Annotated in this window: 11 protein-coding genes; 9 read left to right on the top strand and 2 right to left on the bottom strand. The window is 70.1% G+C overall.

Annotated elements, in window-relative coordinates; all coding sequences use genetic code 11:
- The first annotated feature begins 167 nt into the window (after window positions 1–167).
- From IPZ69_RS13320 to IPZ69_RS13285, 8 genes are all read left to right on the top strand, one after another.
- The gene (locus IPZ69_RS13320; RefSeq protein WP_235454306.1) at window positions 168–1,325 is read left to right on the top strand and encodes a mandelate racemase/muconate lactonizing enzyme family protein; all 1,158 of its coding nucleotides are present in this window, start codon (window positions 168–170) and stop codon (window positions 1,323–1,325) included.
- Window positions 1,322–2,326, top strand: coding sequence for a zinc-dependent alcohol dehydrogenase (locus tag IPZ69_RS13315; RefSeq protein ID WP_235454305.1), 1,005 nt, complete (start codon window positions 1,322–1,324; stop codon window positions 2,324–2,326). The genes IPZ69_RS13320 and IPZ69_RS13315 overlap by 4 nt, the downstream gene beginning before the upstream one ends.
- 113 nt (window positions 2,327–2,439) lie before the next feature.
- The gene (locus IPZ69_RS13310) at window positions 2,440–3,408 is read left to right on the top strand and encodes a hypothetical protein (RefSeq protein WP_235454304.1); all 969 of its coding nucleotides are present in this window, start codon (window positions 2,440–2,442) and stop codon (window positions 3,406–3,408) included.
- 92 nt (window positions 3,409–3,500) lie between these two features.
- On the top strand, window positions 3,501–4,607 hold the full coding sequence (chvE, locus tag IPZ69_RS13305) for a multiple monosaccharide ABC transporter substrate-binding protein (protein WP_235454303.1): 1,107 nt from the start codon (window positions 3,501–3,503) through the stop codon (window positions 4,605–4,607).
- Between the two features lie 32 nt (window positions 4,608–4,639).
- Entirely contained in the window at window positions 4,640–6,190 is a 1,551-nt protein-coding gene (mmsA, locus tag IPZ69_RS13300; RefSeq protein WP_235454302.1) for a multiple monosaccharide ABC transporter ATP-binding protein, read from the top strand.
- Window positions 6,187–7,431 (top strand): multiple monosaccharide ABC transporter permease, encoded by a 1,245-nt coding sequence (mmsB, locus tag IPZ69_RS13295; RefSeq protein ID WP_235454301.1) that lies wholly within the window; start codon window positions 6,187–6,189, stop codon window positions 7,429–7,431. Before mmsA ends, mmsB begins: the two co-directional genes overlap by 4 nt.
- 124 nt (window positions 7,432–7,555) lie before the next feature.
- Window positions 7,556–8,731, top strand: a complete 1,176-nt coding sequence (locus IPZ69_RS13290) for an aldose epimerase family protein (RefSeq protein ID WP_235454300.1) — start codon at window positions 7,556–7,558, stop codon at window positions 8,729–8,731.
- A 162-nt stretch (window positions 8,732–8,893) separates the two neighbouring features.
- Window positions 8,894–10,696 carry a pyridoxal phosphate-dependent aminotransferase gene (locus tag IPZ69_RS13285; RefSeq protein ID WP_235454299.1) on the top strand — a complete coding sequence of 601 codons (1,803 nt, stop codon included), beginning with the start codon at window positions 8,894–8,896 and terminating at the stop codon, window positions 10,694–10,696.
- Between the two features lie 90 nt (window positions 10,697–10,786).
- On the opposite strand, the gene IPZ69_RS13280 is transcribed toward IPZ69_RS13285, so the two are convergent.
- The gene (locus IPZ69_RS13280; protein ID WP_235454298.1) at window positions 10,787–11,437 is read right to left on the bottom strand and encodes a DUF4360 domain-containing protein; all 651 of its coding nucleotides are present in this window, start codon (window positions 11,435–11,437) and stop codon (window positions 10,787–10,789) included.
- A gap of 228 nt (window positions 11,438–11,665) precedes the next feature.
- A complete protein-coding gene (locus IPZ69_RS13275) occupies window positions 11,666–12,130 on the bottom strand; it encodes an RrF2 family transcriptional regulator (RefSeq protein ID WP_235454297.1) in 465 nt (154 codons plus the stop codon).
- A 73-nt stretch (window positions 12,131–12,203) separates the two neighbouring features.
- Between IPZ69_RS13275 and IPZ69_RS13270 the strand changes: the two genes are divergently transcribed.
- On the top strand, window positions 12,204–15,170 hold the full coding sequence (locus tag IPZ69_RS13270; protein WP_235454296.1) for a beta-galactosidase: 2,967 nt from the start codon (window positions 12,204–12,206) through the stop codon (window positions 15,168–15,170).
- Window positions 15,171–15,244: the final 74 nt, after the last annotated feature.

The raw sequence follows: 15,244 nt of genomic DNA, 5'->3' as shown, positions 1-15,244 counted from the left end.
TCCTAGGCGCCCCTGTGAAGGTTCTGTGGGAGACCGAAAGAGTTCTCGACATCCTTGCCGAAACCGATATCTGTTCGCCCCATTGACACCCCCGCCGCCCCATCCTTACTGTCACGCCAACATTTCGAACGTGTGACGAAATCTCGAACAGCTGAGGGGCAACTGCCGTGCGCATCACCGGAATCAGCACACACGTGGTCGGGACGCCGTGGCGCAACCTGACCTACGTCCAGGTGCACACCGACGAAGGGATCACGGGAGTCGGCGAGACCCGGATGCTCGGCCGCACCGACGCGCTGATCGGCTACCTGCGGGAGGCCGAGGCCAACCACATTCTCGGATCGGACCCGTTCGCCGTCGAGGATCTCGTGCGCCGCATGAAGTACGGCGACTACGGGCGGGCCGGCGAGATCGTCATGTCCGGCATCGCGGTCGTCGAGACGGCCTGCTGGGACATCAAGGGCAAGGCGCTCGGCGTTCCGGTCTGGCAGCTGCTCGGCGGCAAGGTCACCGACCGGGTCAAGGCGTACGCCAACGGGTGGTACACCACCGAGCGGACCCCGGAGGCCTACCACAAGGCCGCGCAGGAGGTCGTCGCCCGCGGGTACCGGGCCCTCAAGATCGACCCGTTCGGCACCGGGCACTTCGAGCTCGACCACGAGCAGACCCTGTACTCCGTCTCCCTCATCGAGGCGGTGCGCGACGCGATCGGCCCGGACACCGAGCTGATGCTGGAGATGCACGGCCGCTTCTCCCCTGCCACCGCCGTCCGGCTGGCCCACGAGCTGGCCCCCTTCAAGCCCGCGTGGCTGGAGGAGCCGGTGCCGCCGGAGAACCTCAAGGCGCTGGAGAAGGTCGCGGCGAAGGTGGACCTGCCGGTGGCCACCGGTGAGCGGATCCACGACCGGATCGAGTTCCGCGAGCTCTTCGAGAGCCAGGCCGCCGACATCATCCAGCCGGACGTCGGCCACATCGGCGGCATCTGGGAGACCCGGAAGCTGGCCGCGACCGCCGAGACGCACTACGTCCTCGTCGCCCCGCACAACGTGGGCGGCTCGGTGCTCACCGCCGCCTCCCTCCAGGTCGGGTTCACCACCCCGAACTTCAAGATCCTGGAGCACTTCAACGACTTCGCCGACGCGGACATCAAGAAGGTCGTCAAGGGCGCGCCGGAGGTGGTCGACGGCTACTTCCACCTCTCCGACGCACCGGGTCTCGGCGTCGAGTTCGACGCCGACGCGGCCGCCGAGTTCCCGCAGCAGCAGGCCCGGTTCGACCTGTGGGCCGACGGCTGGGAGCAGCGCAGGCCGAAGGGCACGCAGTGAGCACCGCGGTCGTCGTCGAGGCGCCGGGCGAGCACCGCGTCGTCCCGCACGAGCCGCGCGAGCCGGGTCCGGGCGAGGCGCTGGTCGCCGTGCACGCCGTGGGCATCTGCGGCAGTGACCGCGAGCTGTACCAGGGCAACCGGCCCGAGGGGTACGTCCGTTACCCGCTGACGCCCGGCCACGAGTGGTCCGGGACGGTGCGGAAGGTGGGCGCCGGGGTGCCGGACTCCCTGGTCGGCCGCAAGGTCGTCGGCGAGGGCTTCCGCAACTGCCAGGTGTGCGACCGCTGCCACGCGGGCGAGACCACCCTGTGCACCGCGGGCTACGAGGAGACCGGCTTCACCCAGCCGGGCGCCATGGCCACCACCCTCACCCTCCCGGCCCGGCTGCTGCACGTCCTGCCCGACGCGGCCGACCTCACCGCCGCCGCCCTCCTGGAGCCGGCCGCCTGTGTCGCGGCGGCCGCGCTCAAGGCGGACGCCCGGCCGGGCGAGCGGGTCGCGGTGGTCGGCACCGGGACGCTCGGGATGTTCGCCGTACAGTTCCTGCGGGCGATCTCCCCGGCCGAGCTCCTGGTGGTCGGCACCCGCGACGACCGGGAGGCCCTCTCCCGCCGGTTCGGCGCCACCGACTTCCGTACGAAGGACCAGCCGCTGCCCGACGACTTCGACGTCGTCGTCGAGACCGCCGGGTCCGCGTCCGCCGCGCGCACCGCCGCCTCGCTGCTCAGGCGCGGCGGACGCCTGGTCCTGACGGGCATCCCGGCGCCGGGCGCCGAGGGGCTCGACCCGACCGACCTGGTCGTACGGCAGCTGGCGGTGCAGACCGTCTTCGGGGCGCCGCCGGACGCCTGGGCGCACACGGTACGGGTCTTCGGCGCCGGCCTGCTCGAACCGCTGCCCCTGGTCACGCACCGGCTGCCGCTGACCCAGTTCTCCCGGGCCGTCGAGCTCGTGGGGTCCGGCGACCCGAAGGTCGGCAAGGTGCTGCTCAGGCCCTAGTTCTGCGCCGGTCGCGGCGTTACCTGATCGCGCCGCGACCGGCGTACCACCGGGCCCTTTCCCTGCCCCAAGGCCCGAACCATGTGCGAAATATCGAACACGAAGGACAGCTTGTGACCGACGCTTCCGCCACGGCAGCCCGCAGGCCCGGTGAGCAGGCACTCACCGCCCTGGGCCTGGGCGCGCCCGCCCTCGACCCCGCCGACGCCTCCGCCCACGGCTTCCCGGGCGGCGGCCGCTGGCGCACCGAGATCCCCTCGTGCGAGGGTCCCGAGGCGCTGGCGGCCGTCCTCAAGGAGTCCTCCCGGCTCGACGTGCCGATCCACCGGATCAGCCAGGGCAGCGGCGTGTGGATGCTGACGGACGCCGAGATCACCGAGATGGTCGAGGCCACCGACGAACGCGGCATCGAGCTCTGCCTGTTCACCGGCCCGCGCGGCACCTGGGACATCGGTGGCTCGGTGCGCACCGACTCGCGGGGGGCCGGCCTGCGCGCCCGCGGCCACGACGCGGTCGCCGGTTGCGTCGAAGACGCCGTCCGGGCCACTGAGTTGGGCGTCAAGTGCCTGCTGGTCGCCGACGAGGGCGTGCTGTGGACCCTGCACCGGGCACGGCGGACCGGGATCATCCCGGCCGACACCACGCTCAAGGTCTCGGCGCTGATCGGGCCGGTCAACCCGGCCGCGTACGCGGTGTACGAGCGGCTCGGCGCCGACTCGATCAACGTGCCCAGCGATCTGACGCTCGATCACCTCACCGAGATCCGCCGGGTGTCCGGCGCCCCCATGGACATGTACATCGAGGCCCCCGACGACCTCGGCGGATACATCCGGATGTACGAGGTCGCCGAGCTCATCCGGCGCGGCGCACCGCTCTATCTGAAGTTCGGCCTGTCCAGGGCTCCCGGCATCTACCCGTGGGGCACCCATCTGCGGGACGTGACCCTGGACACCGCCCGGGAGCGGGTGCGGCGCGGCCGCCTCGCCCTGGACCTGCTCGCCCGGCACGGCGCGGACGGCGACATGGCGCCGCTCGGCTCCCGGCTGCCCGGCCCGCTCCACCGCTTTCCCACCGGCGCCTGAAGCGCCCGGGACCTCCCACGTCGAGAAGACCGTCGCGCAAACCCCCGAGAAAACCGTCGCGAAGACCGCCGAGAAGACCAAGGACTGATCACATGCGCAACCGCAGAGCCGCACTGGCCGCCGTGGCCTCAGCCGCCTCCCTCGCCCTCACCCTGTCCGCCTGCGGCCAGAACAGCGAGGGCGGCAGCAAGGACAAGGGCGGCGACGCCAAGGGAGCCACGATCGGCATCGCGATGCCGACCAAGTCCTCCGAGCGCTGGATCGCCGACGGCAAGAACGTCGTCAAGGACCTGGAGGCCAAGGGCTACAAGACCAAGCTGGTCTACGGCGAGGACGACCCGGACCAGCAGGTCTCGCAGATCGAGAACCTGATCACCCAGGGCGTCAAGGGCCTGATCGTCGCGGCGATCGACAACAAGTCCCTGAACAACGTGCTCCAGGAGGCCGCGGAGGCGAAGATCCCGGTCATCGCCTACGACCGGCTGATCCTCGGCACCGGGAACGTCGACTACTACGCCTCGTTCGACAACACCAAGGTCGGCGAGCTCCAGGCGAGTTACATCGTCGACAAGCTCGGCCTGAAGAACGGCAAGGGCCCCTTCAACATCGAGCTGTTCGCCGGCTCCAACGACGACAACAACACCAAGTACTTCTTCAACGGCGCGATGAGCGTCCTCAAGCCGTACATCGACAGCAAGAAGCTGGTCGTCCGCTCCGGCCAGACCGAGCTCACCAAGGTCACCACCCTGCGCTGGGACGGCGCCACCGCGCAGAAGCGCATGGACGACATCCTGACCTCCTCCTACAAGAGCCGGCGGGTCGACGCGGTCCTCTCCCCGTACGACGGCATCTCCATCGGCATCCTGTCCTCGCTGAAGTCGGACGGCTACGGCTCCAAGAGCAAGCCGCTGCCGGTCGTCACCGGCCAGGACGCCGAACTCGCCTCGGTGAAGTCGATCATCGCCGGTGAGCAGACGCAGACCGTCTACAAGGACACCCGCAAGCTCGCCGATGTCGCCTCGACGATGGTCGACGACGTGCTCCACGGCAAGAAGCCCGAGGTCAACGACACCAAGACCTACGACAACGGCAGCAAGGTCGTCCCCTCCTACCTGCTGCAGCCGGTCAGCGTCGACCGAACCAACTACGAGGACGTGCTGGTCAAGGGCGGCTACTACACCGCCGCCGAGCTCAAGTAACCGCCCCGACCCACGGATTGGAAGGCACGACCATGGCGGGACCCGTCCTGGAAATGCGCTCGATCGTCAAGACCTTTCCCGGTGTCAAGGCGCTGTCGGACGTCTCACTGACCGTCCGTCAGGGCGAGGTCCACGCCATCTGCGGTGAGAACGGCGCCGGAAAGTCCACCCTGATGAAGGTGCTCTCCGGCGTCCATCCGCACGGCAGCTACGAGGGCGAGATCCTCTTCGAGGGGGAGATCTGCCGCTTCAAGGACATCCGGGCCAGCGAGCACCACGGCATCGTCATCATCCACCAGGAGCTGGCGCTGGTGCCGTACCTGTCCCTCGCGGAGAACATCTTCCTCGGCAACGAGCACGCCAGGCGCGGGCTCATCAACTGGAACGACACGCTCAGGCACGCCACCGAACTGCTGCGCCGGGTCGGGCTCGACGAGCACCCGGAGACCAGGGTCGCCGACATCGGCGTCGGCAAGCAACAGCTCGTGGAGATCGCCAAGGCGCTGTCGAAGTCGGTGAAGCTGCTCATCCTCGACGAGCCGACGGCGGCCCTGAACGACGAGGACAGCGGCCAACTCCTCGACCTCATCCTGGAGTTGAAGAACCAGGGCATCACCTCGATCATCATCTCCCACAAGCTGGGCGAGATCCGCCGGGTCGCCGACTCGGTGACGATCATCCGCGACGGGAAGTCCATCGAGACCCTCGACGTGAAGGCGAAGGAGACCAGCGAGGAGCGGATCATCGCCGGCATGGTGGGCCGCGACCTGGACCACCGCTTCCCCGAACGCACCCCGCACGAGGGCCAGGAGGGCGCCGCCCCGGCGCTGGAGATCCGCAACTGGACCGTGCACCACCCGATCGACCAGCAGCGCAAGGTCGTCGACGACGTGTCGATCCAGGTGCGCCGCGGCGAGATCGTCGGCATCGCCGGACTGATGGGCGCCGGCCGCACCGAGCTCGCGATGAGCGTCTTCGGGCGGACGTACGGCCGGTACGCGGGCGGCACGGTCCTCAAGGACGGCAAGGAGATCCGTACCAAGACCGTCCCGGAGGCGGTCGGCCACGGCATCGCCTATGTCACCGAGGACCGCAAGCACTACGGCCTCAACCTCATCGACACCATCAACCGCAACATCTCGCTGACCGCGCTCGGCAAGGTCGCCAGGCGGGGGATCGTCGACGAGCACGAGGAGCGCCAGGTCTCCGAGGGCTACCGCACGTCCATGAACATCAAGGCGCCGACCGTCTTCGAGCCGGTGGGCAAGCTGTCCGGCGGCAACCAGCAGAAGGTCGTCCTCAGCAAGTGGATCTTCGCCGGTCCGGACGTACTGATCCTGGACGAGCCCACGCGTGGCATCGACGTGGGCGCCAAGTACGAGATCTACACGGTCATCGACCGGCTGGCCGCCCAGGGCAAGGCGGTCGTCTTCATCTCCTCCGAGCTGCCGGAGCTGCTCGGCATGTGCGACCGCATCTACACGATGGCCGCGGGTCGGCTGACCGGTGAGGTGCCGCGGGCCGAGGCCACGCAGGAAGTGCTGATGCGCCATATGACGAAGGACAAAGAGGTAACGCGATGAGCACGGACGTCACCGCCAAGACCCCGGCCCCGGCGCCGCCGGGCGGGAGCGGATCGGCCACGGGCGAGGGCCTGCTCGGGCTGGTGCTGAGCGGCCTGCGCCGCAACATGCGCCAGTACGGCATGCTGATCGCCCTCGGCCTGATCGTCGTGCTCTTCGCGATCTGGACCGACGGGGACCTGCTGCTGCCGCGCAACGTCTCCAACCTGGTGCTGCAGAACAGCTACATCCTGATCCTCGCGATCGGCATGATGCTGGTGATCATCGCGGGCCACATCGACCTGTCGGTCGGCTCGCTGACCGCGTTCGTGGGCGCCTTCGCGGCCGTGCTGACCGTGCAGCACGGGCTGGCCTGGCCGATCGCGCTGGTGCTGTGTCTGCTGGTCGGCGCGGTCGCGGGCTCGATCCAGGGCTTTCTGATCGCGTATCTCGGCATACCGTCGTTCATCGTCACCCTCGCCGGCATGCTGCTCTTCCGCGGACTCACCGAGATCCTGCTCGAGGGGCAGACGCTCGGCCCCTTCCCCGACGGCCTGCAGAAGATGGGCAACGGCTTCCTGCCCGAGGCCGGCCCCAGCACCAACTACCACAACCTCACGCTGCTCCTCGGCCTCGTGCTGATCGCGGCCGTGGTGTGGCAGGAGGTCCAAGGGCGGCGCCGGCAGCAGGAGTTCGCGCTCGACGTGCTGCCCGGCCGTCTCTTCCTGCTCAAGCTGGTCGCCCTGGTCGCCGCGATCCTCACCCTCACGATGCTGCTCGCCAGCTACAAGGGCGCACCGATCGTGCTGATCATCCTCGGCGTGCTGGTGGTCGGGTACGGCTACGTCATGCGCAACGCCGTCTTCGGCCGCCACATCTACGCGATCGGCGGCAACCTGCCGGCGGCCAAGCTGTCCGGCGTCAAGGACAAGAAGGTCACCTTCTACGTCTTCCTGAACATGGGCGTGCTCGCGGCCCTGGCGGGTCTGGTGGTCGCCGCCCGCCTGAACGCGGCCTCGCCGAAGGCGGGCGTCAACTTCGAACTGGAGGCCATCGCCTCCTCGTTCATCGGTGGCGCGTCGATGAGCGGCGGTGTCGGCACCGTCCTCGGCGCCATCATCGGCGGTCTCGTCCTCGGCGTGCTGAACAACGGCATGAACCTCCTCAGCGTCGGCACCGACTGGCAACAGGTCATCAAGGGGCTCGCCCTCCTGGTGGCGGTCGGCTTCGATGTGTGGAACAAGCGCAAGTCCGGTTCGTAATTCAGATCGGGCCCCGTCGGATTCGGTACGGGGCCCGACCTCCATTTGCTGAGCACGGTCGTCGTCTCGACACCGGCTCGGGCGCCCCGGAGGCGAACCGAGCCGCAAAAAGGGAGTGCTGTATATGGAACTGAACAGACGTACGGTCATTGCAGGCGCGGCGGCCGCGGGTATCGCCGCCACCACCCTCGGCACCACAGCGACATCAGCCGCTGCCGCGGCGGGCGCCGAGGCCTCCGCCGGCAAGTCGCCGGTGAAGTCCCTCTTCGGGAAGCTCGCCGACGGCACCAAGGTGTACCGCTGGTCGCTGGAGAACGGCGGCACCCGGCTGAAGGTCCTGAACTGGGGCGGTGTCGTCCAGGGCCTGGAGCTCCCCGACCGGCACGGCCACTACGCCAACGTCTCCCTGGGCTTCGACAACATCGACGACTACGTGGCGAAGACCCCGTACTTCGGCGCCCTGATCGGCCGTTACGGCAACCGCATCGGCAAGGGCCGGTTCTCCTTGGACGGCACGTCGTACCAGCTGTCCGTGAACGACGGCGTGAACAGCCTGCACGGCGGCAAGCAGGGCTTCGACAAGCACATCTGGGACGTCGAGCCGTTCACCAAGGGCTCCGACGTCGGCCTGCACCTGTACTACACGAGCGTCGACGGCGAGATGGGCTACCCGGGCACGCTCCGGACGAAGGTGACGTACACCCTCACCCGGCGCGGCGACTGGCGCATCGACTACGCGGCCACCACCGACAAGGCCACCGTCGTCAACCTCACCAGCCACGTCTACTGGAACCTGGCCGGCGAGGGCAGCGGCACGATCGAGAACCACGAGCTCACGATCGCCGCCTCCCGCTACACCCCCACCGACTCGGGCCTGATCCCCACCGGCGAACTCGCCAGGGTCCACGGCACCCCCTTCGACTTCCGCGAGGCGAAGACGATCGGCCGGGACATCCGGGCCGCCCACCCCCAGCAGGTGCAGGCCAAGGGCTACGACCACAACTGGGCGCTGGACAAGGGCACAACCGCCCGGCCCGAGCACGTCGCCACCCTGCGCGACCCGCACTCCGGCCGCACCCTGCGCATCGCCACCGACCAGCCGGGGCTGCAGTTCTACTCCGGCAACTTCCTCGACGGCACCCTCACCGGCACCGGCGGCCGCACCTACCGCCAGGGCGACGCGCTCTGCCTGGAGACACAGCACTTCCCGGACTCGCCGAATGAGCCGGCGTTCCCCTCGACCGTGCTGCGGCCGGGGCAGACCTACCGGACGACCACGATCCACACGTTCGGCGCGTGAGCGGCCGTACCCGGAGAGTCGCGAACTCACACTTCTTTCACATGAGTTGAACAGCGTCACGCTCGTCCCCGTACTCATGGGCGGCCCGTGCTCCCCCGCACGGGCCACCCTTAGACGACGAGCCCGGTCGTCCCCGCCGGGCTCGCCTCATACGGAGGTTCCATGGCCGACAACGTCACCTCGCTGTTCCGCAGCACCGCGGCGCACAGCCCGTCGATGGCTGCGTTGACGCGAGAGGGCGGCGAGGGGGCCGGGCCGGTGGACTTCTGCATACCCTGCAATCCGTACTTCCCCACCCCGGCCATGTTCGAGGAGATGTCGGCCAGGCTCCGGGACATCATCACGTACTACCCGAGCAGCGCCGACACGATCACGGCCGAGCTGTGCAACCTGCTCCAGCTGCCGCCGCAGTGCGTGGCGATGGGCAACGGCTCCACGGAACTCATCACCTGGATCGACCACCTCCTGGTCCGCGAGTCCCTGGCCGTCCCGGTCCCCACCTTCGGCCGCTGGACCGACCAGCCGATGGAGACCGGCAAGCGGGTCGACATGTTCCCGCTGCAGGAGTCCAGCGGTTTCGCCCTGGACCTGGCGCAGTACGGGGAGTTCATCCGCAAACGCGGCACACGCGTGGCCGTCGTCTGCAACCCGAACAACCCCGACGGCGGGTACATCCCCCGCCAGTCGCTCGTGCAGTTCATGGACGCGATGGCCGACCTGGACCTGGTGGTGATCGACGAGTCCTTCCTGGAGTTCGCCGACGCCGAGGCCGAGCCGAGCGTCGTGCAGGAGGCGATGCTGCGGCCCAACGTGGTCGTGCTCCGCAGCCTGGGCAAGAACTTCGGCCTGCACGGCATCCGCTTCGGCTACCTGGTCGCCAACCCGTCGCTCGCGGGCCGTATCCGCTCGATGCTGCCGAAGTGGAACCTCAACTCCTTCGCCGAGCACGTGGTGTTCATGCTGCGCGAGCACGGCGCGGAGTACGCGCAGAGCCTGATGCAGGTGCGCCGGGACCGCCTGGAGATGGCCAGCCAGCTCTCCGCCCTGCCCGGCCTGACGGTCTACCCCTCGCAGGGCAACTTCCTCTTCGTGCGCCTTCCCGTCGGCGCCGAAGGCACCGTGGTCCGGGACCGGATGCTCACCGAGCACCGGATCCTGGTCCGCGAATGCGGCAACAAGATCGGTTCTTCCAGCCGCTTCCTGAGGCTCGTGGTGCGCCCCCAGGTCGACGTGCGTCGCCTGGTGTCCGGCCTGGAGTCGGTGCTCTACGGGTCCAGGAGGGGAGCCGCCGTATCCGAGCTGGGCACCGGGACCAGCTACAGCTCGGGTACGGCGGCGGTGGACCGGCTGGTGAGCGAGACCAATGGCGCCGGAATGCTGGGGCTTGCCGCGCAGGCCGTCGGTGCCGGCGCCGCCCCGGGGCCGGCCGTCGCCCCGGCCGCCGGCACCGGCATGCCGCTCCCCGCCGCCGCCCAGCCGGCCGGCGGCGGGATGCCGATGCCGGCGGCAGCCCAAGCGGCACCGGTGCCGCAACAGCCCATGTCCGCGCCCATGCCGGCGCCCATGCAGATGCCGGCGCCCGCGCCGATGCCGGTTCCGATGCCGGTGCCCGCCGCGATGCCGGCTCCGGCTCCCGTCCCCACTCCTGTACCGGCCGCCGCCCCGATGGCCCTGCCCACACCGGTGCCCGCGCAGTTCCCCACACCAGTGCCCGCACCGTTCCCCACGCCGGTGCCCGCACCGTTCCCCGCGCAGGCCCCCGTGTCGGTTCCGGCGCCGGCCGCCGCGATGACCGGGCCGACTCCGCCCGGGGTCCCGGCCCGGGGCGGGCTCACGGCCGCGCAGGTCCGCGGCATGACGGCACCGGCCGGGGCCCCGGCTCCCGGCCTGACCCCGGCCCCCGCGACCGGGTGGCCCAACGCCCAGAGCTGGCCGAACGCGGCGGGCATGGGGCAGGCGGGGTAGGCCCTGCCCCGAGCCCGGCCAGGAGCGGGCGGCGACGCGTGACGCCGCCCGCTCGGCACTCCCCCGTTGCTCCCGGTTCCTAGACCGGCGTCAGGACGTCGGGCACTGCTTCCACGCGAGGTGGTACACCGTGCTGATGTCCCCGTCCGTCGAGTCCATGGTCATGAAGCTGACCTTGCCCGGTGCGGAGGTCCCCGCGTTCACGCGGAGCTCCGTGTTGATGTTGAAGTTGCGCAGCACGCCGCAGGGCGACCACACCAGCTGGGCCCAGTCGGTGCTGTCGGTGGCCTGCCAGTCGTCGTTGTACGGGCCGCTGAACGGGTGGGTCTTGGACGCGGTGTTCGGCGAGCCCTGGAAGTAGTACGACGCTCTCTGCGTGCTGCTCGCCCCGGACTGGAGCGACGCGAAGCCCCGGTAGTCGGCGCTGGCGATCGCGTAGGTGAAGCCCTGCGGGACGTGGACGATCAGGTTGAGCTGACAGTTCTTGCGGAACGCCGTCGGGTCGGAGTTCCCGCCCGCCTGGGCGAGGTAGTCGCTGTAGGTCACCGTGAAGGCGGTGTTGTCGGGGGAGACGGCGACGGCGGCCGTGCCGGCCGGACAGCCGGAGCCGTTCACCGTGGCGACGTCGATGACGATCTTGTCCGGGGGCGGGTTGTCGATGACGGGCGAGGAGGACGAAGCAGGTATCGCGGTGGTGAGCAGAGCGGCTACGGCACCGCTCAGCAGGAGTCCACCAGCCATGGATTTCTCCCAGTAGTCGAGTGGGGGGTTGACCGCCTCGACCCCTGGAGAAACTGTGCGGATCCTGTGAAGGCCGAGGCGGCGCTCGCAACGTAGCGAGCCGCACGCGCACCGGTCAGGGCGAACTCAGGCCATTCACAAAAGCGGATTTCACACCGCCCACCGCGCCGACCTTCCCGACCTTCCAGGCCTCACCGACTTTCTCGGCCATCCCGGCCTTTCCGGCTCTCAGGGGTTCTCCCAGGCCGACGGTTCCGCCGCCAGCTGTCGTACCGGGTCCGGCAGTGCGTCCGCCGCGATGTCGGCGATCGTGACGCCCTCCAGGATCCGGCGGACGTTGGCCCGCAGGGCGATCCACAGGGGGAGCAGGGGCTCGGCCGTGCCGGTGTAGGCGAGCCCCGTCGGGCGTTCGCCGCGTACCGACACGATCGGGCCGTCCACCCCGCGGATGACGTCCGCCACGGTGATCTCCGACGCCGCGCGGGCCAGCCGGTAGCCGCCGCCCCCGCCGCGCCGGCTGTCCACGACCCCGGCGCGCCGCAGGTCGGCCAGGATGCCCTCCAGGAACTTGTGCGGGATGTCCTGCGCGGTGGCCAGTTCCTCCGCCTTCACCGGGCCCGGGCCCTCTCCTTGCCGCACGGCGAGCTCCAATACCGCCCGTACCGCGTAATCCGCCCGTGCCGAGATCCTCATGCGTCCATTGTGGGGCGTGCCCGCGTGGACAATGGCCGGACCCGCGCCCCGTAAGATCGCCCGGGAGGATCCCTTGGCGCTCAGCAGACGTACCTTCAGTGCCCTCGCCGGCTCGACCGCGCTCGGCTTCGCCCTGGGCGGCAGCGGCGGCCCAGGGGCGCCCTCGGCGTACGCGGCACGCGGCGTGCCGACCGGCCCCGCGCCCGCCCCGCCCACCGCGGACGGCCGGCGGCACACGATCGGGTGGGACAACTACTCGCTCGTCGTCGACGGCCGACGGCTGGTCCTGTGGTCCGGGGAGATGCACCCGTTCCGGCTGCCGAGCCCGTCCCTGTGGCGCGACGTCCTGCAGAAGATGCGGGCGCACGGCTACAACGCGGTCAGCATCTACGTGTCCTGGAACTACCACTCCGCCGCCCCCGGGCACTACGACTTCTCCGGCATCCGGGATCTGGACCTGTTCCTGCGCATGGCCGCCGAGACCGGGCTGTACGTCATCCTGCGTCCGGGGCCGTACATCAACGCCGAGATCGACGGCGGCGGCTTCCCGGGCTGGCTCACGGCCACGAAGGGCACGGCACGGACCGCCGACCCGACCTATCTGGCGTACGCCGACGAATGGCTCACGGCGGTGAACCGGATCGCCCGCCGCCATCTGTTCACCGAGGGCACCGGCACGATCCTGCTCTACCAGATCGAGAACGAGTACGACGCCCATGTGAAGGAGCCGGCCGGGCGGGACTACATGTCCCATCTGTACCGGAAGGTGCGCGCGGACGGGATCGACGTACCGCTGTTCCACAACGACAAGGGGCGGAACGGGTACTGGATCCCGGGCTCCTTCGACACCGGGGCGGAGCAGGACGGCTGGCTGTACGGCTTCGACGGGTACCCGTCGCCGAGCCAGCCGCCGCCCGACTGGGGGCACTTCGGGATCGGCGGGCTCAAGGGCGGCGCCACCGCCAGTCCGCATACGCCGGGGTTCGTGCCGGAGTTCGGGGGCGGCTGGTTCGATCCCTGGGGCGGTGTCTGGTTCGACGGCAAGGGGTACGCCGAGTCGCGGCGCACCCGGGACGCGGCCTACGAGCGGCGCTTCTACCTGACCAACCTGGCCAACGGCATCACCCTGCACAACGTCTACATGACCTTCGGCGGCACCTCGTGGGGCTGGCTGCCCGCGCCGGTGGTCTACACCTCGTACGACTACGGCGCGGCCATCGACGAGGGCCGCAAGGTCACCGAGAAGATCGCCCCGATGCACGAGCTCGGGCATCTGCTGCAGCGCGTGCCCGACTTCGCCAAGCTGGACCGGGCGGCGGACGTGCGCGCCGACGGGCTGAAGGTGTACCACCTCACCAATCCGGACACCGAGGCGCATGTGTACGTGGTGCGCAACGACGGCACGGAGGAGGTCACCTCCCGGGTGCCGACCGCCGCGGGCGACCTCGAACTGACCGTCCCGGCCCACGACGCCCGGCTGCTGACCACCGGACTCTCCCTCGGCGGGCGCAAGTTGAGGTACTGCACCGCGCAGCCCATGATGTGCCTGACCGCCGGACGGCAGGACATCGCGGTGTTCACCGGGCAGACCGGGGAGATGGCGCACCTGGTGCTGGAGTGCCCGAGCGAGCCCTACGTCACCCGGCTGGACGCCGAGGCGGCCTGGGTCTACGACCGCAACGCCCTGCACGTGAACGTGCCCCTGGGCAAGGGCGGGCTCACCCGGGTGCTGGTCGAGCGCGGCGAGAGCGAGACCCCGCTGCTGCTGCTCTTCGCCGACCACGCGACCGCCGTCCGCCTGTTCCCGTACGACACGCCCTCGGGCAGCCTGCTGGTCTACGGACCGGCGCTGCTGCGCCACGCCGAGCTGAACGGCGGCACGGTCAGGCTGACCGGTGACCTCGTGGAGCAGACCGGCCTGGAGGTGTGGGGGCCGCGCGGGATCGAGAGCGTCGAGTGGAACGGGCGCCGGGTGCCCACACGGCTGGCCCTGTCCAAGAGCCTGGTGGCCGAGACGCTGCTGCCGGGCGCGCCCGAGGTACGACTGCCCGAGCTGGGCGGCTGGCGGATGCGCACGGAGAACCCGGAGGCCGGGCCGAACTTCGACGACTCCCGGTGGCGGGCCGCCGACCGGACGTCGTCGTTCAGCACCACCGCGGTGCCGAAGGGCGGGCCGGTGCTGTTCGCCGACGACTACGGCTTCCACTACGGCGACGTCTGGTACCGGGGCACCTTCACGGACTCCGCGGCCGTCGAGGAGGTCTCGCTCGCCTACAGCACCGGCACCCAGGGGCTGCTGATGGCGTGGCTGGACGGGGAGCCGCTGGGCACGCACCGCATGCCGGTGCCGGACGACAGCACGGTCCGCAAGGGCAGTTGGGCGGACACGGCGGTGTTCCCGGTGCGCGAGCAGCTGCGCGGCCCCGGCCGGCACGTGCTGTCCGTGCTGGTCCGGCGCATGCAGCACGACCAGGACGGCAAGGCGCTCGACACCCACAAGGTGGCGCGCGGACTGACCGCGGTCACCTTCAAGGGCGCTTCCCCCGAGGTGAGTTGGCGCATCCAGGGCGAGCGGGCCGCCGACCCGGTGCGCGGTCCGCAGAACAACGGCGGGCTGTTCGGGGAGCGGGAGGGCTGGCATCTGCCCGGCTTCCCGGACCGGGACTGGAAGACCGTGGCCTTCCCGCGCGCCGAGCGGCGGCAGGGGGTGACCTGGTACCGGACCTCGTTCCGGCTGGCGGTGCCCGCCGATGTCGACGCCTCGGTGGGGCTCGTGCTGGAGGACGACCCGTACCGGTCCTACCGTGCGCAGATCTTCCTCAACGGCTGGAACATGGGCCAGTACATCAACGACGTCGGCCCGCAGCACACCTTCGTCCTGCCGAACGGCATCCTGCGCACCCGTGGCACCAACACCCTGGCGCTGGCCGTCCTGTCCGAACTGACCACGCTGTCGGGCCCGGGACGGGTGCGGCTGACGCTGCTGGGCAGCGCGGCCGGAGGGGTTCCGGTGACACCGGTGCTCTCCCCCGGCCGCTGACGGCCGCGCCCCGGGCGAGATTTTCGGACGGCCGGATCGCATGACGCGAACACATCCGGGCGCGTAATCTCGGA

Source organism: Streptomyces olivochromogenes (assembly GCF_021538895.1).
Lineage (GTDB): Bacteria > Actinomycetota > Actinomycetes > Streptomycetales > Streptomycetaceae > Streptomyces > Streptomyces olivochromogenes_A.
Note: the sequence above shows the minus strand (reverse complement) of the source record. Positions and strands in the feature narration are given on the sequence as shown.

What these genes read in the sequence shown, in the direction of transcription:
- chvE (WP_235454303.1), top strand. Translation starts at nt 3,501, where the DNA reads ATGCGCAACCGCAGAGCCGCACTGGCCGCCGTGGCCTCAGCCGCCTCC.
- mmsA (WP_235454302.1), top strand. Translation starts at nt 4,640, where the DNA reads ATGGCGGGACCCGTCCTGGAAATGCGCTCGATCGTCAAGACCTTTCCC.
- mmsB (WP_235454301.1), top strand. Translation starts at nt 6,187, where the DNA reads ATGAGCACGGACGTCACCGCCAAGACCCCGGCCCCGGCGCCGCCGGGC.
- IPZ69_RS13290 (WP_235454300.1), top strand. Translation starts at nt 7,556, where the DNA reads ATGGAACTGAACAGACGTACGGTCATTGCAGGCGCGGCGGCCGCGGGT.
- IPZ69_RS13285 (WP_235454299.1), top strand. Translation starts at nt 8,894, where the DNA reads ATGGCCGACAACGTCACCTCGCTGTTCCGCAGCACCGCGGCGCACAGC.
- IPZ69_RS13280 (WP_235454298.1), bottom strand. Translation starts at nt 11,437, where the DNA reads ATGGCTGGTGGACTCCTGCTGAGCGGTGCCGTAGCCGCTCTGCTCACC.
- IPZ69_RS13275 (WP_235454297.1), bottom strand. Translation starts at nt 12,130, where the DNA reads ATGAGGATCTCGGCACGGGCGGATTACGCGGTACGGGCGGTATTGGAG.